Here is a 19,595-nt window from a genome sequence, read left to right as displayed (position 1 = left end):
CTAACGGCTGCCCGGGGGCGCCCCGCCCCCGGTCGGCGCGGTGCGGGTGTCGACCGGGACGGTCAGCGCGACGGTGTAGCCGGCGTCCGCCGAGCCGGTGACCGTGCCCAGCTGGTGGGCGGCCGAGTCGTCGCCGAAGACGTTGTCCCGGGCCAGGGAGACCTGGGCCAGGTTCGTCACGGAGGCCTCGTAGCCCGAGGTCGCGTAGACCGTGTCGCACGCGGCCTTCGGCAGGGCGACCTGGGACGTCGCGATGGCGTTGGTGGCCGCCGTGATGGCCGTCTGGTCGCGGTACACCTCGAAATGGATGTGCGGCCAGCGCCCCGAGTAGCAGGCGGGGAAGATGCTGGTGAACCGGACCGTGCCGGCCGCGTCGGCGATCTGCACGCCGCGCAGGTAGTTCTGGTCGGTGATCGGCTGCGAGTAGAGGGAGTAGCGGCCGGCCCGGTCGCAGTGCCACACGTAGACGGCCGTGCCGGCGAACGGGGTGCCGCCGCCGGCCAGGTCCACGATGGTCAGTTCGATGGTGAGCGCGACGCCCTCCGCCGTCTGCGTGGCGCCGCCGAAGCTGGAGCGGATGTCGGCGCGCACGATGCCGCTCTGGGTGAGCACGTTCGGGCCGTTGGATCCGTCGCCGGGATAGGGCCCGGCGGTCTCGTCCGGGATCTCGACGGTCTCCGCCGTGGTACTGCCCTGTGCGGCGCTGCTTGGTGCCGCGCTGCTTGGTGCCGCGCCGCTCTGTGCCGTGCCATCGCCGGTGCTCGTGCCGCAGGCGGCCAGCCCGGCGAGCGCGGCCCCGCCCAGCCCGACGGCGCGCAGCAGGTGCCGCCGCCCGAACAGCGTGCCGAGGTCGAACGCCAGGCCCTGGTCCTCGATGTGCTCGTCCGGCCGGGCCAGCGGCCGGCCCTCGTAGGTCGTCATGGGCCCAGACTGCGTGGCCTCTCTGTGCGCCCGCTGTGCCCGGCCTGGGAACGCGCCTACGGCACAATCGGGGGCGTGCGTGCCCTCACTGCCCTGCTGGCCGCCGCGCTGCTGGCCGGCTGCGGCGCCGACCCCGATCCGCGCACCATCCGGATCCTGCCGCTCGGCGACTCGATCACCGACGGGTTCAGCGTGCCGGGGGCGTACCGCACCGAGCTGTACCGCCGCCTCACCGCCGACGGCATGCGCGTCGACTTCGTCGGCTCCCGCCGCGGCGGCCCGCGGGACCTGCCCGACCGCGACCACGAGGGCCACCCCGGCCTGCGCATCGACGAGATCGACGCCGACGTCACGAAGTGGGTCAACGCCACCGACCCGCGGATCGTGCTGATCCACCTCGGCACCAACGACGTGGTACAGGATGCGCGGCTGACCGAGGCACCGCAGCGGCTGGGCCGGCTGATCGACCACATCGCCGCCACCGCGCCGGGCGCCGACATCTACGTGGCCTCGCTCGTCCCGCTGGCCGACCCGGTGTGGCAGGCCCGGGCCGACGCCTTCAACGCCGCCCTGCCGGACCTGGTGGCGGCGAAGGGCCCGCGGGTCCACCTCGTCGACATGCGCGCCGCCCTGACCGTGGCCGACCTGGACGACGGCGTGCACCCGAGCGCCGCCGGCTACGCGAAGATGGCCGCGGCCTGGGCGGCAGCCCTCCGCCCGGACGCTACGCGCTCAGGCCGGTAGGCGGTCCCGGAGCTCGGCGAGCTCGTCCAGCACCGGCCCCGGCCAGTCCGGGTCGGTGTCGCGGTACTCCCGCGTCCGGAACACGGTCATACCCACCGCGGCGGCCCCGGCCAACTCGCCGTCGGCGCCGTCGCCGACGAACACGCAGTCGGCCGGTTCGGCGCCCAGCCGCTCGGCCGCGGCCAGGTAGATCGCCGGGTCGGGCTTGGCCAGCCCCGCCTCGCACGAGAAGACGGCGGCGTCGAAGCGCGCGGCGAGGGGCCCCTCCCGCCACGCCTGCGCGCTGTCCGAGGTGGCGTTGCTGACGAGGCCGAGGCGGTACCCCTCGGCGCGCAGCGTGTCGAGCACCTCGAGCGTCCCGGACGAGACCGCCTCGGCCACGCGCCGCGCGAGCGCCCGCCGATGCTCCGCGGCCAGCGCCACCTGCTCGTCGCTCGGTGTCGCGCCCAGCCGCCCGGCGAGGATCCGCACGGTCTCCTCCACGTCCCAGCGCAGGAGCCGCTCGGGCCAGCTGTCGTGGTACGCGGCCACGAACGCCCCCGGTGTCACCCCGACCATGACCGCCATCTCCTCCACCACCCGGTCCCGCGCCTCATCGGCCCCGTGCACGAGGGTGTTGAACAGGTCGAAGACCACCGTCCGAACCATGATCGGCATGCTATCGCTCGCAACGGCCGACCCTGATCCGGTGAGACCGTCACCTCCAGCAGCCGCTGCGCCCCAATCAAGCGGAGGTTGAGCCGGTTCAGGTCGGGCGGGGTTGCTCAACGGAGGGTTAAGAGACCTTGACAGGCCGTTCGCGCAGAATCTACGTTGCTCTATCAATTAGGAAAGTTTCCTAATTGATATAACGCTCCTCACCCCACCAGCACGGCTGCTCGTGCGTGCCTCGCGCACGCTGACCCCCACGTCAAGGCAGGTGCAATGATCAGGAAGCGCTCACTCGTCCTGGCCGCCACGGTCGCGGCCACGGTGGCCGCCGCCACCGTGGCCGCGATCGGCTCGGCCAACGCCGCCACCGGCGGCACCCCGCTACCCGCCCACGTCTTCGCCCCGTACTTCGAGGCGTGGACCGGCGACAGCCCGGCGACGCTGTCGCAACAGTCCGGCGCCAAGTACCTCACCATGGCGTTCCTGCAGGCCGCAACGAAGGGCTCCTGCACGGCGTACTGGAACGGCGACACCGGAAGCCCGATCTCCTCGGCCACCTTCGGCGCCGACTTCGACAAGATCCGGGCCGCCGGAGGCGACGTCATCCCCTCCTTCGGCGGCTACACCGCCGACAACACCGGCACCGAGATCGCCGACAGCTGCACGACCGTGGCGAGCATCGCCGCGGTCTTCGAGAACGTCGTCACGACGTACAACGTGACCCGCATCGACCTGGACATCGAGGACAACTCGCTGACCAACAGCGCCGGCATCGACCGGCGTAACAAGGCGATCAAGCAGGTCGAGGACTGGGCCGCCGCCAACGGACGCACCGTCCAGTTCTCCTACACGCTGCCCACCACGACGCAGGGCCTGGCCAGCAGCGGCCTCGCCGTCCTGCGCAACGCGGCGACCAACAACGCCCGGATCGACCTGGTCAACATCATGACCTTCGACTACTACGACGGCGCGTCCCACCAGATGGCCACCGACACGCAGACCGCCGCCACCGGCCTGCACGACCAGCTCAAGCAGCTCTACCCGGCCAAGACCGAGGCGGAGCTGTGGGGCATGATCGGCGTCACCGAGATGATCGGCATCGACGACTACGGCGCCGCGGAGACCTTCACCACCGCCGACGCGCCCACCGTCGAGGCGTGGGCGGCCGCCAAGGGCCTCGGCCAGCTGTCGTTCTGGGCGCTGCAGCGCGACAACGGGGGCTGCCCGGGTACCGCCGGCAGTGACAGCTGCTCGGGCGTGAGCCAGTCCACGTGGCAGTTCAGCCACGCCTTCGCGCCGTTCACCTCCGGTTCGGGGCAGTCGACGCCGCCGTCGTCGCCGTCCTCGTCCCCGTCCACCTCCTCGTCGCCCTCGACGCCGCCGGGCACCTGCTCGGCCGCGGCGTGGAACGCGGGCACGGCGTACGCCGGCGGCGCGGTCGTGTCGTACAACGGCCACACCTGGAAGGCGAAGTGGTGGACCCAGGGCGAGACCCCGGGCAGCGCTGACGTCTGGACCGACCAGGGCACCTGCGGTGCCGGCACCACCACGCCGCCGACGGGCAACTGCCCGGCCGCCTGGAGCGCGGGCACCGCGTACAGCGGCGGGGCGACCGTCTCCTACAACGGCCACAAGTGGACCGCCAAGTGGTGGACCCAGGGCGACGTGCCCGGCAACAACAGCCAGAACGTCTGGACGGACAACGGCACCTGCTGAGACCCCCGGCCGGTGGGCGGTAGTCCGTCCACCGGCCGGTGTACACCCCACCGGTACATGTAAGGAGAGCATCGACAGTGAGCATCCGTAAACGGGTGTTGGTCGCGGCGCTCGCCGCCGCGACGGTCCCGCTCGCGGCGGGCATCGCCCTCGCCACGACCTCGGCCGCCACCCCAGCCGCCGCCAGCAGTGGTGGTGCCACCTTCGCCTACTTCGAGCAATGGGGCATCTACGGCAACGCCTTCTACCCCAAGAACCTCGACACCAACGGTACGGCGGGCAAGCTCGACTACCTGGTGTACGCCTTCGAGAACATCGACCCGACGAACCTCACCTGCTTCGAGGCGACCAAGGCGTCGGACTCCACCAACGAGAGCAACCCCAACGCCGGCGACGGCGCTGGTGACGCCTTCGCCGACTACCAGAAGAGCTTCGGCTCGGACATCAGCGTCGACGGCGTGGCCGACACCTGGAACCAGCCGATCGTGGGCAACTTCAACCAGCTCAAGAAGCTCAAGGCGAAGTACCCGAAGCTGAAGATCCTGGTGTCGATCGGCGGCTGGACCTACTCGAAGTACTTCTCCGACGTCGCCGCCACCGACGCCTCGCGCAAGAAGCTCGTCAGCTCCTGCGTCGACATGTTCATCAAGGGCAACCTGCCCGTGCAGGGCGGCTACGGCGGTGCCGGCACGGCGGCCGGGATCTTCGACGGCATCGACGTCGACTGGGAGTACCCGGGCGGCGGCGGGCACACCGGCAACCACGCCAGTGCCAACGACAAGCAGAACTTCACCCTGCTGCTGGCCGAGCTGCGCAGCCAGCTCGACGCGTACGGCGCGGCCAACGGCGGCAAGAAGATGTACCTGACCGCGGCGATGCCGGCCGGCCAGGACAAGATCAAGTACGTCGAGACGGACAAGATCGGCCAGTACCTCGACTACGCCAACGTCATGACGTACGACATGCACGGCGCTTGGGACGCCACCGGGCCGACGAACCACCAGAGCCCGATCTACGAGTCGCCGAGCGACCCGATGAACCCGGTGCCGCCGGGCACCGAGAAGTACACCGTGGACAACGCCGTCAAGGCGTGGACGACCGGCAGCAGCGCGTACGGCATCCCCGGCGGCTTCCCCGCCGCCAAGCTGACCGTCGGCGTGCCGCTGTACTACCGCGGCTGGACCGGGGTGACCGCCGGCAGCAGCCACGGCCTGTACTCGACGGCCAGCGGCCCGTCCTCGGCGCGCCCGCTCACTCAGCAGGCCGGCGTCGCCGCCTACAAGGAGCTCACCGGGTTCGTCGACAACCCGTCGTACACCTACTGGGACCCGGTGACGCTGTCGTCGTACTTCTACAACGGCACCGAGTTCTTCAGCGGCGAGACGAAGCAGTCCATCAAGGCGAAGATCGACTACGCGCACTGCAAGGGCCTGGGCGGCGCGATGGTGTACGCGCTGTCGAACGACCCGAGCGCCGTGCTCGTCAACGAGATCGTCACCGACGTGAGCGGCTCCGCCGCGGCCTGCCCGACCTCGTCGCCGACGCCGACCGGCAGCACGGGGCCGTCCACGTCGGCGTCCCCGTCGAAGTCGCCTTCGTCGTCGCCGTCCACGTCGCCCTCCACGGGCACGTGCTCGGCCGCGGCGTGGAACGCGGGCACGGCGTACACCGGCGGCGCGGTCGTGTCGTACAACGGCCACACCTGGAAGGCGCAGTGGTGGACCCAGGGCGAGACCCCGGGCAGCGCCGCCGTCTGGGCCGACCAGGGTGCCTGCGGTGGCGGTACCACTACCACGCCGACGGGCAACTGCCCGGCGGCCTGGAGCGCGGGCACCGCCTACAGCGGCGGGGCCACCGCCTCCTACAACGGCCACAAGTGGACCGCCAAGTGGTGGACCCAGGGTGACATCCCCGGCAACAACAGCCAGAACGTCTGGACCGACAACGGGGCCTGCTGACCGCAGCCAGGCACCAGGGGCCCGGGGACACACGTCTCCGGGCCCCGCGCCGTCCGCGTCGACGTGCGTCACTTTCGCCGCAAAGTCGCAGGTCGCCGGGGTGCTAGCAGCACCTCGGCAGTTCCGATCGAGGGGTTCACCTGCGTGTCCGGAGCGGCTATGGTCATGGGGCCCGCCGCTGATTGTCACCGTTCCAGGTGACAGCGCGGCGGCCCGCCGAGTCGTGCTCGAACGAGCCGGGGACCCAAGCTCCACTGGGGTGAATCCGCGCGGCCACGTGCCGCAAGGTAGGGCGATCCTCCCGCCCGAATCCGTCAGCTAACCCGGTAGGCGGCACCGGAAGGAGCAGCGCATGCAGACCCTCGAACCGCACCATACCCCGGCACAGCGCCCCGCCGGCCGCCCGGCACGCCGGCGACGCGGCCACATCGGCTGACCGTCCGGGCCGCACGCCGGCCCCCGCCACGGATCCGCGACCAGCACCGTCCCCAGTGGACGGTCGGTGGTGCGCCCCCTTGTTCCGTACCGGCCCCGCGACGCGCGGGCCGGCGATGACGTCTGTCGAGGTTTCCGTGCAGTACCCCACGCAACCCAACCATTTCCCGGCTATGAGGAGGATCCGTGCCGGCCGATAAGACCGGCGGACCGCGGCACCTGCGGCGCGCGCGACGCGGCCGCCACTCGGCGGTCCGCCGGCACGTCAGCCTGGCCTCGGCCTGCGCCGTCATCGCGTTCGCCGTCATCGGCGCGCTGCTGCTGGTCTCCTCGCACAACGGCCGCTCACAGACCGTGGCGCAGTCCGAACCGTCGACGCAGCGCGAGTACGACCGGGCGGCGGACGCCGAGCGCCGCGCTTCCCGCAGCGAACAACGCACCGGCGACGTGCCCAGCCAGCAACCATCGGCATCGGTACCGGCACCGGCGAGCGCCGCCCCGAAGCCGTCACCGGCGGGCAGTACCGCGCCGCCGAGCCGCGCGCCGGCGCCGGCGGTCATCGCCGCGGTCGGCGGGCTGACCCAGGCCGAGATGAACAACGCCGTCGCGATCATCCGCGCCGGGCAGAAGCAGGGCCTCCCGAGCCGCGCCTACGTCGTGGCGATCGCCACCGCGCTGCAGGAAAGCCACCTGCACAACCTCGCCAACTCCAACGTTCCCGCGTCGCTCAACCTGCCCAACGAGGGCGTGGGCAGCGACCACGACTCGGTCGGGCTGTTCCAGCAACGGCCGAGCTGGGGCACCGTCGCCGAGCTGATGAACCCGGCGGAGGCCGCACAGCGCTTCTACGCCGCACTCGCCGAGGTCAACGGCTGGGAGCAGATGGCGGTGACCGTGGCGGCACAGACGGTCCAGGTGTCGGCGTACCCGGACGCCTACGCCAAGTGGCAGTCGCTCGCCGAGCAGGTCGTCGCCGCCGTCACGTCGTGAGCCGGTGACGTGACGATCGAGGCACTACCGCTCGCGGTGCCGACGCGCGAAATGGGCGGTGATGTCGGCGGCAACCTCGACCGTCTCGGGCAGGACCTGCCTGATCCGGCTATATACCTCCTCTTGCTCCGAGGCCGGCAATTCGAGATACGCCGAGATGGTCGAGAGATGGCCAACGTAGTCGCCAGCACTCATCGTGAAGCGCCGCTCGATCACGGACTGCTGAACATCGGCGAACCACGCAGATTGTCGCAGCTCCGTACCTGGCCACTGCATCTCACGTCCCGGAGGCGTCCCGTCCGGAGACGGAATCTCGTCGCTGTGCAAGAACGGCGCCCGGGCCGCGCGGACAGCTTCCTGCACAACCGGGTCGGCCAGCTGGACCGATCCACCGAACGAGGCGAACACGCCACCCGGCTCCAGCAGCGCGGCCACGCGCGGCCACCGACCTTCCGGGCTCGTCCAGTGCAGCGCCGCTGCCGCGTACACCAGCCCATGCCGTTCGCCCGGCCGCAGGTCCTCGAACGCGGCCTGCACGGTCCTGACGTTCCCCGGCACGTGCTTGCACAGCTCGGCGAGCATGGCCGCGTCGGGCTCGGTCGCGGTGACCGCGATCCCCCGTTGCGCGAACAAACGGGTCGCTTTGCCCGTCCCGGCGCCAATCTCGAGGGCAGTCAGAATCGGCTGATCCGCGTACCGCATCACCATGTCCAAAAGCTCCGCGGGGTACCCCGGCCGGAACCGTTCGTATGCTTCCGCCACCACTCCGAAGCTCAGTGCGCGACTAGACATGCCGAGCATCCTCACACGATCGGCGCCGTCAATGCTCGGTCTTTCCTGTGATCGGGTCACGGCCTTACTTGAGGAGCTGGCGCAGGTTGGTCAGGATCGCGGCGGCCGACCGCGGTTGCGGCGGCGACCGTCGCGGCGAAGCCGGCGAAACCGACCAGCGCGATGACGTCGAACACCCGGCTGTCGAGGTCGGCGGCGAGGCGTGGCCCGAGCAGGCCGCGCGGATCGACGACCACGTCGACCGGACTGCCGTACTCGTACTCGATCGTGTCGCGGAACTCGCCTGGCAGCGGGGCGCCGGACGCGTCGTGCAGCGTGTAGCGGTACAGGCACCGGCCGTTGCGGACCGTCTGCAGGCAGGACACCTCGCGGACCGTCGCGGTGGTACGGGTGCCCGCGGCGCGCAGGTACCAGTCGCCCGGGCCGGCGTACGCGGTCAGTAGCAGCACGAACACGAAGGCGAACGCCACCCAGGTCGGCCAGGTCCGTTCGCCGCTGAGCCAGAACAGCAGGATCGGCGCGACGAGGAGGGCCACGGTCGGCAACGCCGCCACCGCCCACCACATCCAACCGCCCAGCGCGCCCGCCACGCCGGCGACCAGCCAGACCAGCACGGTAACGGCGACCAGCAGCGCCGCGTGCGGCCAGCTGCCCCGGCGCATGAGCCTCGTCATGATCGTATTGTGGTACCGGTACCGCCGCCGGGGCTGTCGACTATCGGTCGTTTCGTGCGGATCTCGACGGTCGGCTACCAGTCGATTGCCGCCTGGCGACATACGCGATCGGGGCTGCAGCGGATCAGGCGAAGGCCTGCTCGGCCTTGAAGCGCGGATCCAGGCGGACCGTGGGCAACAGGCGACGCATGATCTGCCGGGCGAGGGTCAGCGGGTGCTCGGGGAACTCGGCGTCGTACTGCGGATCGTCGGCCCGATGCGACGGCAGCCCGTCGGTGAGGTCCGGCGCATACGGCGACGGCATGAAGAAGTCGCTCGGGCCGAGCCGGTCCATGATCACGGCCTCCCGGAATCCCGTCATGCCGCGCTCGGGCGCTTGCAGTTTCAGCACCGTGCTGCAGGTGGCCCGGGGCACCGTGCAGGCGGCGATGAACACCTGCCCATGGCCTTGCGGGTGCGCCACCTTCACGAGCTGGCGTACGGCCGGCACACCGTCGACCAGCTCGACGGCGCAGTCGACGAGGCCGGCGCCCGCCGCCGCGGTGTATCGGGCCAGCGCCGCCTGCAGCTGCGGCACGGGGTCCAGCGGGGCCGGCAGATCCGGCGGGATGTCGAAGTAGTGCAGGCTCAGCACGATCCCGTTGTCATCCTGCCAGGCGAGTTCATCCACCGGCTGGAATCCGCTGAGATCGAGCTGCGTGATCGGCGTCCCCGTCATGGCCGGCATTCTCGTCGATCCGTATGGGCGGCCGCCACAGAGGGGCCGGAGCCGCACACCTACGGCTCCGCGGACCGTGTGATGTTGTCGTATCCGCCACAGCCGGGAGATCTACGCGGCGGCGCCCGTGCCGACGCGGCGGGAGCTCGGTACGGCCTGACCGACCTCGACGCCCGGATCACCGCCTGGGAAGAGGAGCCATGCAGTGACCTCCTCGAACCCGATTGGGGACGCCTAGACTGCCGCCGTGACCGAGTCCGAAGACGCCAGGGCAGGCCGCGAAGTTCTGCCACTGCACTGGTGGTACGAGGACCCGGAACGCTGGCAGCTGTTGGAGTTCGACGAGGGCCACAACGGCGAAGGGGCGCCGATCGACCGGCTCGGGCGGGAACGCCAGCAAGTCCTCGAAATGCTGGCTCGAACCACCGATCGGGCCGACGCGGACTTTGCGCGGTTCCTCCTCGCCCAGGAAATCCTGCGCCACGGACATTGCTGGAGTTTCAACCACAGCATCGAGATCGCTGCCCTCCTCGTCGCCGAGCACCGCGACGTCTCCGACATCTGGCTGCTGTGGAAGGCGGTGTGCCGGAGCTTCGACACCTGGTGCGGCCTACCCCATCGCCTGCTCTACGCAGCCGGCGTTGCCGTCACCGCCGAGCACGTGCGTAGCTCCACCCATCCCCAACGTGACGGCCTGCTGGATCTCCTGAACGGCCTTGCGGGGACCACCGATGAACAGGTCACCCGACTGCTGATCGAACGGCGTGGCTACTACCGGAACATCTTCGATGAGCTCCACCCGCCGCAGTAAGCGCCCGCTTGGCCGGCCCCCTTCCAGCGCGCCGACCGCCCGCGCATCGGCGTGGCCGAGACGGTCACCGGCGGCGTCATCGCGGAGCTCGTCGGCGTGTTGGCCATCGGCGTGTTCGTCGCCACCGCCCGGGCGAGGGCGGACGCAGATGGGCCGGGCATGGTGTCCGCCCCGTACGACGACCGGAAAGCGCAGGAAATCGGACGGCACTTCCGGCCTTGGGCACGGTAGTCGGCGACTGTCGATACCATCAGCCGATGGGATGGTGGAGGCTGCCGTTCACCGGCGAGCCGTACCGCCTCACGCTCTTCCTGCTCCTCTCGATCCCGCTCGCGATCTGGTCCGTGGCCGACTGCGGCGCGGTGCAGCGGCGGGTCGCGGCCGCGCTGCTGCGGCACGAGGTCGAGGAGTCGCGGGGGCGGGGGCTGCTCGCGGCGCCGGTCGACGCCGTGGCGCTGGTCGTGGTGGGGTACTGCTGGCTCGGCGTCGTGCTCAACCTGGCGTACCCCGCGCGGCCGCTGTTCGGCATGAATGGCGCGTACTACGACTCGTGGGGCGGGCCGACGCTCGCCGGGGCCTGGGCCGTCCACGCGCTCGGCGGGCTCGGGTTCTGGCTCCTCGTCGCCTGGCTGCTGCGCGCCTACGCGGCCCTCTGGCTGCACCTCGCCGGAAGGGCGCCGCAGAGCGACGACGACGTCAACCGGTCGTGACCGGGGCTCGCAACTCCGGCGTCCCGCGCTGTCTGCACTCGGCCGATCCTGAACCACATCCGAGGCAAGTGATGCTCGTCGACGAGCGCGATGTCGCGCCACCGGGTTGGGGGCCGGTCAGGATCGCTGCGTGGTGCTGTCGGCGGGCGTGAGGTTGATGCTCAGCTGGGAGCCCAGTTCGTGGAAGCCGAGCGCTTGGGCCACTCGGCGGGACGCTTCCGGGCGGGCTCGCCACTGAGGGAGCAGGCCGGCGTTCAGTGCGTGGGTGACGGCCGCGGCAGCGACGATGCGGCCGAGCTCCCGTCCACGTGCCGCCGGGGCGGTCAGCACGCTGAGGTGGGCGGTTCGCCTGGGCCAGGCGTGGTAACCTGCGGCCGCGATGACGTCCGGTCCGGTGCGCACCACGAACGCCGGGGATGTGATATCGGCCAAGCCGGATTCGCCGGCGTCCTCGGCCGGCACCCGCGCGAGCAGAGCTGCCATGTCGGGGTGGTCCGCGGGGATTGCCTCGACGGCACCGGACTGAGCCGGGCGGAAGCCGGCCGCGTCGCAGTAGGCCAAGGTCGCTGGTCCCAGCGTCTCCGCGACCGGCAACCTGCCCCGCACTGCGGCCGGGTCGACCACGGTGGTCGCGGGGAGGTCGCTGAGGGCGTGCCTCACGATCTCGGCGGTGGCGTTGTCAGGCGCAGTGGCGATCGCGGCGCGGCCCAGAGCGACGATGCCTACCCAGCCGGGCGGACACAGCAGCGACTGCGGGGAGGTCACCACTTCGATGGCTGACTCCGTGAAGGCGACCGGCGTCCCGGCCAGGTCCGCCCAGAGCCGCCGGGCGCGTTCGAGCAGCGAGTCGCTGGTCACTCTCGCATCATGGCAAGCGGCTGACGTACCCGCCATCCCGGCCGTCTGGAAGAGGATGGTCAGGACGGCTGGGGCAGGGTGACGGTGACGAGGGTGCCGCCGCCCGGGTTCTCGGCGATCTCGATGGTGCCGCCGTGGCGGTCGATCACGCGCTGGCAGATGGCCAGGCCCAGGCCCGTGCCGGCGTAGCCCTGGCTCGTGTGGGCGCGGTGGAACTGGGACAGGACCTTCTGGCGCTGGTCGGCCGGGATGCCGATGCCCCGGTCGGCCACCCGGATGCACACCTGTGCGGGGCCGCGCTCGGCCGACACCGTGACCTCGGCGCGGCTGCCCGGGCGGGTGTACTTCACCGCGTTGCCGACGAGGTTGTCGAGCACCTGGCGCAGCATGCCCGGGTCGGCCCACACCGTGGGCAGGTCCGCGGCCGCGATGTCGGGGCGGTCCGGGGGCGGGAGGTGGCCGGTGCGGACCATGACGATGTGGTTCACCATGGCCGACAGGTCGGCCCAGCCCGGGCGCAGCGGGGCGTCGCGGGCGGTGGCGAAGGCCAGCAGGTCGTCGATCAGCTGGTCCATGTGCTGGGCGTTCTCCTTGACCCGGGTCACGTAGCGGGCGGCGGTGCCCAGCCCACGGCCGGTGCCGGCCTCGTCCAGCAGGTCGGCGGCCATCTCGGCGAAGCCGATGATGCCGGTGAGCGGGTTCTTGAGGTCGTGGGCCACGACGCCGGCGAACCCGGCGAGTTCGGCCTCGCGGTCGCGCAGGGCGGTGACGTCGAAGGCGGTGCAGATCGCGCCGGCGGGGCGGCCGTCGGGGTCCTGCAGGGGGCGGGCGTCGACGATGAGGGCGCGGTCGCGGCCGGTGTCGGCGTGCAGGACCATCTGCGCGGCCTCGATGACCTCGCCGCGCAGGGCCTGGGCCAGGGGGTGGTTGTCCGGGGCCGGGTCCAGGCCGGCGGGGGCGACCCGGTGCAGGTGCTCGATGCGGGTCGGGGGCGGGCCCACCGGCACCGAGCGGCCGGCCCGGTTGAGGTGGACGAGGTTGCCGTCGCGGTCGCACGTCATCACGTAGACGTTGATGATGTCGAGTATCTCGTTGAGGTACGCCCGCTCGGCCGCCAGCTCGACGTTGCGCTGGGCCAGCTGGGCGGCGGCGGCGTCGCGGGCCCGCTCGGCGCTGCGGCGGTCGGTGATGTCGGTGACCACCACGACGAGGTACAGCGGGCGGCCGGCGGCGTCGCGGACGGCCGAGATGGTGCTGTGGTAGTCCATCCAGCCGCCGTCGACCCGGTGCAGGCGGCCCTCGCTGGTGACCGACTCGACGTCGCCGGCCAGCAGGGCGGAGACGTTGGCCATGCTGCCCGGCAGGTCGTCGGGGTGCATGAGGTCGTTGACGTTCATGCCGACGAGCCGGTCCGGGGTGGTGCCGAGCATCGCGGCGAAGGCGGGGTTGGCCTCCAGCCACGTGCCGTCGGGGGCGCGCAGCACCTGGCCGGCGCCCGAGTACACGAACTGGGCCCGCAGGCGCTGCTCGCTGGCGCTGACCGCCTGCTCGGCGGCGCGCAGCGCGGTGATGTCGGTGTCGACCTGCAGCACGGCGGCGCGCTGGCCGGTGCCGCCCGGCGTGTCGAACTCGTCGAGGTCGTCCGGGTCGGCCAGGCCGCGGTGCAGCACCTGGCGGCTCAGGACGGTGATCGTGCGGCCGTCGGCGCCGCGGTACGTCAGCTCGCCCGTCCAGTGCCCGTCGCGCAGCAGGGCGGCGGTGACGGCGGTGGCGGTCCCGTCGCGCTCGTCGAGGGCGAGCAGCTCGTGGATGCGCCGGCCGACGGCGGCGTCCGCGCGGTGGCCGTAGGTGGCCTCGGCGCCGTCGTTCCAGGAGCGCACGGTGCCGTCGAGGTCGTGCACGATGACCGGGGCCGGGATCAGCTGCAGCAGCCGCGCCTGCTGCTCGAGCCGCGCCTGGGCGGCCCGGCGCTGGGTGATGTCCTCGATCTGGGCGACGAGGGAGGACGGGCGGCCCGTCGTGTCGCGGATGACCCCGACGCGGGCGGTGACCCATGTCGTACGGCCCGTCTTGTGCCGGTACCGCCGCTCGACCGTCGCCGTCTCGATCCCGCCGCTGGTCAGCTTGTCGATCGTGGTCTCGATGTCGGGGAGGTTGTCGGAGTGCGCCAGGTCGGCGTAGGTCATCGCCGTCAGCTCGTCGTGGCGGTACCCGGTGATCTCCGACATCATCGGATTGGCCTGCAGGAACCGTCCCATCTTCGCGGGGCGCAGGTCGATGAGCAGCATCCCGACGGGACTGTTGTCGAAGCTGAGCCGGAACCGCCGCTCGGAGACCTCCAGCGCGGCGAGGGCCTCGGTGCGCTCCTGCAGCAGCCGCGCGTTGTGCCCGTAGTCCTCGGCGTGGCGCAGCGCACCGCTGAGGCTGGCCGCGAGCAGCTCGAGCTGCTGCTCGTCGGCCTCGTCGAACGCCCGCAGCGTCCGGCTGGACACCTTGAGCACGCCGATCGCTTGCTGGGCGGCGTAGAGCGGCGCGATGCACATCGACCCGATCCCGGTGCGCCGGCAGGCCTCGGCGTTGACCCGCGCGTCGTGCCCGGTGTCGCTGCAGCGCACCGTGACGCCGGCGGCCATGGCCAGCCCGGACAGCGACCCGGCCAGCTTCAGCACGGTGCCCACGTGCGGCTGCAGGGTGCCCGCGGCCGCCGCGTACTCCAGCGCGTCGCCGGTCACCAGCAGCTCCACCACCGCCCCGTCGGCCGCGGGGAACGCGGCCACCGCCCGGTCGGCGACGACCCGCAGCACCTCGGCCCGGTCGTGCACGGCCGCGGTCACCGCCCGCTGGGCCTCGATGGTGGCCACCAGCGCGCGGTTGTGCCGCTCGGCCCGCTGCTGGGCGGCGGCCGCCGCGCCGACGTCGCGCATCGACACGACGGCGCCGAGCACCCGGCCGCGCTCGTCGCGCAGCTGCCGGCCGCTGGCCACCACGCTGCGCACCGGCTGCCCGCGCGGGGCGATGAGGATCGGCACGCCGGCCACGGGCTCGCCGTGCAGGGCCCGGAACAGCGGCACGTCCTCGGTGCGCATCGGCGTGCCGTCGGGGTTCAGCAGGTCGTACCGCTCCGCCCACCGCTGCGGCGGCAGCGGCTCGGCGGGCAGGCCGTGCATCCGCTCGGCCGCCGGGTTGAAGACCGTCAGCTCGCCGGCGCCGTCGCAGGCCACCACGGCGTCGGAGAGGTTCTCCAGCACGGCCCCGAGGAAGGCCTTCTGCTGCGCGGTCTCGCGACGGTCGCGCACGTCGCGCAGGAAGGCGTAGCAGCGGCCGTAGCGCCACGCCGGCCACACCGTCGCCTCCACCGGCACGCGATGGCCGCCGCGGTGCACCAGCTCCAGCTCGACCGGCTCGGCGGCGGACGGTTCCGCGCCGTCGGCGCGCAGGAAGCGGGCCAGCCGGGCCAGGAGCCCAGCACGGTACTCGGCCGGCAGCAGCGTCCCGGCGAACGGTCGCCCGATGACCTCGTCGGCCCGCCAGCCGGTCATCCGGGTCGCCGCGGCGTTCCATTCGAGGACGCACCCGCCCTCGTCGAGCGAGACGAACGCGTCCGGCGCGTCCGCCAGCACGTGCCGCAGTCGATCCAGCTCCGCGACGGTCTCGTCCGGGTAATCGGGGTACGCGTCCCGACGGGGCTGGGACTGTTGCACCACGACGGCTCCAAGACTTCTACGAATCTGGCACCCGGCCAATCGTCCCCGGCCGGGCGAAGCTGAGGCGAAACGCGAACGGTTGAAGTCGCGGCCGAACGAGTCACCCCATGATTACTTTGGGTGTACGTTCAGGTCGTGGGCACCGCCGACGACGCGCTGAACCGTTGGGTGCTCGGCCCGATGACCGCGCTCAACCGGGACATCCTCCGGGGCACGCGGCCCGCCGAGGCGTTTCCGCGCGAGGCCGCCGCGGCCGTCGCCGCCGCGCTGCCAGGGGGCCCGTCGCCGGGGCCCGGCCCGGACGAGGCCCGGCGGCTCGTGGTGCTGCTCGGGCTGGTCGGTGCCGGCCTGGCCCGCCATCACCAGGAGCGCGACCCGGCCCACAAGCGTGCGCCGGAGGCGGCGTTCGCCGAGCTGCCCGGCTTCCTCGACGGGTTCGCCGCGCTGGCCGGGCACACCGGCACCGGCCATCCGCCGCGGGACACCTACGCGTCGCTGACCCGCTGGAACCTGCCCCCGACCGAGGTGCGCTGGCACGGCGCCCGGCTGGCCGGCCTACCCAGCGCCTTCGAGGACGGCGCGCTGCGCACGTACACCGGCGCCATCGACGAGACCAGGTTCTTCGAGCTGATCAAGCTCTCCGAGACGTACGAACGGGCGGTCAACGAGACCCTGGACCCGATCGTCACCGGCGGCGTCGACCCCGCCGGCCCGGAGGCCGTGGACCGCCTCGCCTCGGCCGCCGTCCTGCTCGAAGGGATGCGCCGGCTCAACGCCGACTTCGCCGCCCTCCCGCCCGCCGAGGGCCTGGGCGTCGGGCATTTCCTCGACGTGTTCCGCCAGTTCGCGGTGCACTGGCGCCCCGGCGACGTGCCGCCGAGCGGCGCGCTGGACCCGGAGGCGATCGAGCGCGACCTGCGTCTGGGCGTGGACCCGCTGGGGTACCGCGACCACATCCGCCGCCTGCTGCCCGGCCTGCTCGACGACGAGCGCGCCCGCCTCGCCGAGGTGCAGGACCAGCCCGCCGTCCCGGACCTGGTGCTGACCCGCTGCGGGCGGCCGGCGGGCCTGACCGGCCTGACCGTGCCCCAGCTGCGCGGTCTGGTAGACGATCATCCGGTACTGGCCGCCCTGTTCGTCGCGCAGCAGGCCCACGCCCGCGTGGCCGGCGTACACCTCCTGCTGGCTCGGCGGTTCCTGTTCGGCCCGCAGGCCGAGCGCGACCGGTCCGGGCACGGGGACACCGGCGTGGTGTCCAACCGCCGCGGCACGACGGGCATGGACGAGTCCGCGCTGCGCCACCTCACCCGGGTCCGCCAGCAGCACCGCCTGTCCGCGCTGCGCGCCCTGCCGCTGCCGGAGCTGGAGGCGCGGGCCGGCGTGACCGCGCTGCTCGGCGGCGAGGGCCTGTCCGCCGCGGAGACCCTGCCGTGCACCGCGGGCTTCGTGCGGGCCGGCCGCTGGCACGACACCGAGTGGCCGGTGCCCCGCCCGCGCCTCGGCGGAGGGGACGGCCTCGTCGCCGCGGATGCCCACGTGAGCGCGGAGGTCGATTCTTGAGTACGGACGCCCCGGCCGAGGCTCGGCACGATCCGCGGGTCGGCACGGACCAGCTGCTGGCGCTGATCGACCACACCTCCGCGGTGGTCTACATGCGCGACCCGGACGGCCGGTACATGCTGGTCAACCGCGAGTACGAGCGCCTGTTCGACGTGCGCCGCGAGAACATCGTCGGCCTCACCGACCACGACCTCTTCCCCGCCGAGATCGCCGACGCCTTCCGCGCCAACGACCTGCAGGCCGTCCGCCGCGGCGCCCCCATCCAGCTCGAGGAGATCGCCCCCGGCGACGACGGCCCGCACACGTACATCACGGTGAAGTTCCCCCTGATGGACTCCTCCGGCGCCGCCTACGCCGTGTGCGGCATCTCCACGGACATCACCGCCCGCAAGCGCGCCGAGGAGCGGGTCAGCGACCTCAACGCCGAGCTCGAGCACCGCATGCTGCAGCGCGACGCCGAGCTGGAGTCGGTGACCCGCCAGCTGGACACGATCGCCAACGCCATGTCCAACGACCTGCGCCGCCCGCTGCTCGACCTGCGCGACGCCACCGGCGAGCTGGCCCGGTTCGACCTGGACCCGGCCGCCCGCCCGGCGCTGGAGCGGATCCGCGCCGACGTGGCCCGCATGACCGCGCTGAGCGAGGACCTGCACACCCTGCTCGCCGTCACCCAGGCCCCCATGCGCCGCACCCCGGTCGACCTGAGCGCCATGGCCGCCTCGATCGTCGCCGAGCTGCCCGACCGCGGCGTGGTCCTGGACATCACCCCGGACCTGCGGGCCAACTGCGACGCCCCGCTGACCCACCTCCTGCTGCAGCAGCTGCTGCGCAACGCCTGGCGGTTCGCCGCCGGCCGGGTCCAGCTCACCCAGGAGCGCCCCGGCGGCCCGACCGTGTTCGTGCTGCGCGACGACGGGCCCGGCTTCGACCCGCGCCTGGCCGACCAGCTCTTCGAACCGTTCCAGAAGCTGCACCCGCCCATCCCGGGCACCCCGCAGGGCAACGGCATCGGCCTGGCCATCGCCCAGCGCGCCGTCCAGCGCCACGGCGGGCGCATCTGGGCCGACACCGACCCCGGCGCCGTCTTCCGCTTCACCCTGGCGCCGGAGCGCCGCGCCGTACCGTAGCCACCGCCCCGGTCATCCAGCCGGCGGCAGGTCGACCACCGCGACGCCGTAGGACTGCGCGACCGCCAGCCGGCGCCCGTCCGGGTCCACGGCAGCGATCGGGGTGGGCACGTGCGTGACGCCGTAGCTGCCGCTCTTCGTGCCCGAGTCGACGTCGGGCCACTCGGCGAGGGCCTTGCCCGTAGTGGGGTCCAGCACGCGCGGGTGCCCGAACAGGGCCACGACCCGGTCGCCGCAGGGCAGCATCGTGCCGGCCGGGCGGTCGAGAGTTGCGCGGTGTGTCCAGGCCCCGGCGCCGATCGACCAGACGCCGATGTGTCCGGACCCTAGCGCGCCTTCGACGCCGCGGTCGCGGGGCCCGTCGAGCGTGGTCGCGACGACGAGCCGGTCCGCGTCCAACCAGCAGGCCGACTCGACCTCGGCATCGACGGCGTCGATCGGCATGACGCCGCCGTCGTCCAGCACCGCCGGGTCGTCGAGCGCCTGCCGCAGGTCGAAGACCATGCAGACGCCGTACGGATGCCAGTACCACCCGGCAGCGAGCAGATGCCGCCCGCCGGGGCTGATCGCCAGCCGCGAGTGGAAGACGTCCATCGGCCGGCGATCCCCGCTCAGCAGCGGCCGTCCGGTCTCGGCGTCGTCGATGCGCAGCACGTTGTACTCCTCCGGGCAGTGCACCACCACCTCCCGGCCGTCGGGGAGCACGCCGACCGCCACCGGATAGTCGTAGTCCTCGGCGCTGTATTCGGCCCGGATGAGCTCGCGCAGCGGCTCGCCGTCGCGCAGCAGGAGCCCGGCGGTGCCGCGCTCGGCGTACATGACGCTGTACCGCCCGGACGGCGACACGACGACCTGGTCGAACCGCCCGCGGTACGACCGCCCCGCCGCCCCGTCGATGAGGTCCACGGGCTCGCCTTCGGCCCAGTGAAGCGAGACGACCGGTCGTTCAGTCTCGATGCGCCGCATGCGTCCAGCCTATGGACTCGTACTCGGTGCTAGCGCTGCGGTGTCCTTCCGGCGAGGTGCGGCCAGGGGGCCGCGTAGCCGCGCAGCAGCCAGGCGACGAGGGGCCGGAACCCGAGCCCGCCGAGCGCATGGACGGCCCACGCCCCGGCGAGCGCCGGCCCGCCCCACGAGTCGTACTGGCCGACAAGGATGCGGCGGCGCAGCGCCATGATTCGGCGGGCTTGAGCCGGGGCGAATGCCGCGAGACGCGTGGACACAGC

18 protein-coding genes and 1 riboswitch are annotated in these 19,595 nt (G+C 72.4%); of the genes, 9 read left to right on the top strand and 9 right to left on the bottom strand.

All coding sequences use genetic code 11. From position 1 onward, the window contains the following. Nucleotides 1-921: a dioxygenase family protein gene (locus tag ABD352_RS29830; protein WP_344615838.1), complete on the bottom strand. Its 921-nt coding sequence runs from the start codon at nt 919-921 to the stop codon at nt 1-3. A 75-nt stretch (nt 922-996) separates the two neighbouring features. Here ABD352_RS29830 and ABD352_RS29825 point away from each other — a divergent pair, with 75 nt between their 5' ends. Then, nucleotides 997-1,665 carry an SGNH/GDSL hydrolase family protein gene (locus ABD352_RS29825; RefSeq protein WP_344615837.1) on the top strand — a complete coding sequence of 223 codons (669 nt, stop codon included), beginning with the start codon at nt 997-999 and terminating at the stop codon, nt 1,663-1,665. Here ABD352_RS29825 and ABD352_RS29820 read toward each other — a convergent pair. Continuing rightward, nucleotides 1,654-2,313: an HAD family hydrolase gene (locus ABD352_RS29820; RefSeq protein WP_344615836.1), complete on the bottom strand. Its 660-nt coding sequence runs from the start codon at nt 2,311-2,313 to the stop codon at nt 1,654-1,656. The two genes, ABD352_RS29825 and ABD352_RS29820, sit on opposite strands and share 12 nt — an antisense overlap. Before the next feature lie 276 nt (nt 2,314-2,589). On the opposite strand from ABD352_RS29820, the gene ABD352_RS29815 reads away from it, so the two are divergent. The 3 genes from ABD352_RS29815 to ABD352_RS29805 all read left to right on the top strand — a co-directional run bounded on the left by ABD352_RS29815 (nt 2,590) and on the right by ABD352_RS29805 (nt 7,415). Next, nucleotides 2,590-4,032, top strand: a complete 1,443-nt coding sequence (locus ABD352_RS29815) for a chitinase (RefSeq protein ID WP_344615835.1) — start codon at nt 2,590-2,592, stop codon at nt 4,030-4,032. A 77-nt stretch (nt 4,033-4,109) separates the two neighbouring features. Then, complete coding sequence (locus ABD352_RS29810) at nt 4,110-5,990, top strand: glycosyl hydrolase family 18 protein (RefSeq protein WP_344615834.1); 1,881 nt, start codon at nt 4,110-4,112, stop codon at nt 5,988-5,990. A 204-nt stretch (nt 5,991-6,194) separates the two neighbouring features. Then, nucleotides 6,195-6,338: riboswitch (cyclic di-AMP (ydaO/yuaA leader) on the top strand. Between the two features lie 273 nt (nt 6,339-6,611). Next, a complete protein-coding gene (locus ABD352_RS29805; RefSeq protein ID WP_344615833.1) occupies nt 6,612-7,415 on the top strand; it encodes a hypothetical protein in 804 nt (267 codons plus the stop codon). A 24-nt stretch (nt 7,416-7,439) separates the two neighbouring features. On the opposite strand, the gene ABD352_RS29800 is transcribed toward ABD352_RS29805, so the two are convergent. The 3 genes from ABD352_RS29800 to ABD352_RS29790 all read right to left on the bottom strand — a co-directional run bounded on the left by ABD352_RS29800 (nt 7,440) and on the right by ABD352_RS29790 (nt 9,599). After that, on the bottom strand, nt 7,440-8,207 hold the full coding sequence (locus ABD352_RS29800; protein WP_344615832.1) for a class I SAM-dependent methyltransferase: 768 nt from the start codon (nt 8,205-8,207) through the stop codon (nt 7,440-7,442). Between the two features lie 56 nt (nt 8,208-8,263). Continuing rightward, the gene (locus ABD352_RS29795; RefSeq protein ID WP_344615831.1) at nt 8,264-8,881 is read right to left on the bottom strand and encodes a DoxX family protein; all 618 of its coding nucleotides are present in this window, start codon (nt 8,879-8,881) and stop codon (nt 8,264-8,266) included. Nucleotides 8,882-9,005: 124 nt separating this feature from the next. Then, nucleotides 9,006-9,599: a hypothetical protein gene (locus tag ABD352_RS29790; protein WP_344615830.1), complete on the bottom strand. Its 594-nt coding sequence runs from the start codon at nt 9,597-9,599 to the stop codon at nt 9,006-9,008. Between the two features lie 247 nt (nt 9,600-9,846). Here ABD352_RS29790 and ABD352_RS29785 point away from each other — a divergent pair, with 247 nt between their 5' ends. From ABD352_RS29785 to ABD352_RS29775, 3 genes are read left to right on the top strand one after another with little or no spacing between them, the layout of a single operon-like run. Further along, nucleotides 9,847-10,410, top strand: coding sequence for a hypothetical protein (locus ABD352_RS29785; RefSeq protein ID WP_344615829.1), 564 nt, complete (start codon nt 9,847-9,849; stop codon nt 10,408-10,410). Between the two features lie 51 nt (nt 10,411-10,461). Continuing rightward, on the top strand, nt 10,462-10,641 hold the full coding sequence (locus ABD352_RS29780; RefSeq protein ID WP_344615828.1) for a hypothetical protein: 180 nt from the start codon (nt 10,462-10,464) through the stop codon (nt 10,639-10,641). A gap of 26 nt (nt 10,642-10,667) precedes the next feature. Further along, a complete protein-coding gene (locus ABD352_RS29775) occupies nt 10,668-11,120 on the top strand; it encodes a hypothetical protein (RefSeq protein ID WP_344615827.1) in 453 nt (150 codons plus the stop codon). Nucleotides 11,121-11,237: 117 nt separating this feature from the next. On the opposite strand, the gene ABD352_RS29770 is transcribed toward ABD352_RS29775, so the two are convergent. Together ABD352_RS29770 and ABD352_RS29765 are read right to left on the bottom strand one after the other, a co-directional pair. Then, the gene (locus tag ABD352_RS29770) at nt 11,238-11,978 is read right to left on the bottom strand and encodes a GNAT family N-acetyltransferase (RefSeq protein WP_344615826.1); all 741 of its coding nucleotides are present in this window, start codon (nt 11,976-11,978) and stop codon (nt 11,238-11,240) included. Between the two features lie 59 nt (nt 11,979-12,037). Continuing rightward, nucleotides 12,038-15,682, bottom strand: a complete 3,645-nt coding sequence (locus ABD352_RS29765) for a PAS domain S-box protein (protein ID WP_344615825.1) — start codon at nt 15,680-15,682, stop codon at nt 12,038-12,040. Nucleotides 15,683-15,817: 135 nt separating this feature from the next. On the opposite strand from ABD352_RS29765, the gene ABD352_RS29760 reads away from it, so the two are divergent. Together ABD352_RS29760 and ABD352_RS29755 are read left to right on the top strand one after the other, a co-directional pair. Continuing rightward, nucleotides 15,818-17,242 (top strand): hypothetical protein, encoded by a 1,425-nt coding sequence (locus ABD352_RS29760; RefSeq protein WP_344615824.1) that lies wholly within the window; start codon nt 15,818-15,820, stop codon nt 17,240-17,242. Further along, nucleotides 17,239-18,369: a sensor histidine kinase gene (locus ABD352_RS29755; protein WP_344615823.1), complete on the top strand. Its 1,131-nt coding sequence runs from the start codon at nt 17,239-17,241 to the stop codon at nt 18,367-18,369. Before ABD352_RS29760 ends, ABD352_RS29755 begins: the two co-directional genes overlap by 4 nt. A 12-nt stretch (nt 18,370-18,381) precedes the next feature. Here ABD352_RS29755 and ABD352_RS29750 read toward each other — a convergent pair whose 3' ends face one another. Further along, on the bottom strand, nt 18,382-19,335 hold the full coding sequence (locus ABD352_RS29750) for a WD40 repeat domain-containing protein (RefSeq protein ID WP_344615822.1): 954 nt from the start codon (nt 19,333-19,335) through the stop codon (nt 18,382-18,384). A 29-nt stretch (nt 19,336-19,364) separates the two neighbouring features. Continuing rightward, a complete protein-coding gene (locus ABD352_RS29745; RefSeq protein ID WP_344615821.1) occupies nt 19,365-19,592 on the bottom strand; it encodes a hypothetical protein in 228 nt (75 codons plus the stop codon). Nucleotides 19,593-19,595: the final 3 nt, after the last annotated feature.

The sequence above is a fragment of the Dactylosporangium salmoneum genome (genome assembly GCF_039532525.1).
GTDB classification, from domain to species: Bacteria; Actinomycetota; Actinomycetes; order Mycobacteriales; family Micromonosporaceae; genus Dactylosporangium; species Dactylosporangium salmoneum.
This window is presented reverse-complemented; position numbering and strand designations above follow the sequence as displayed.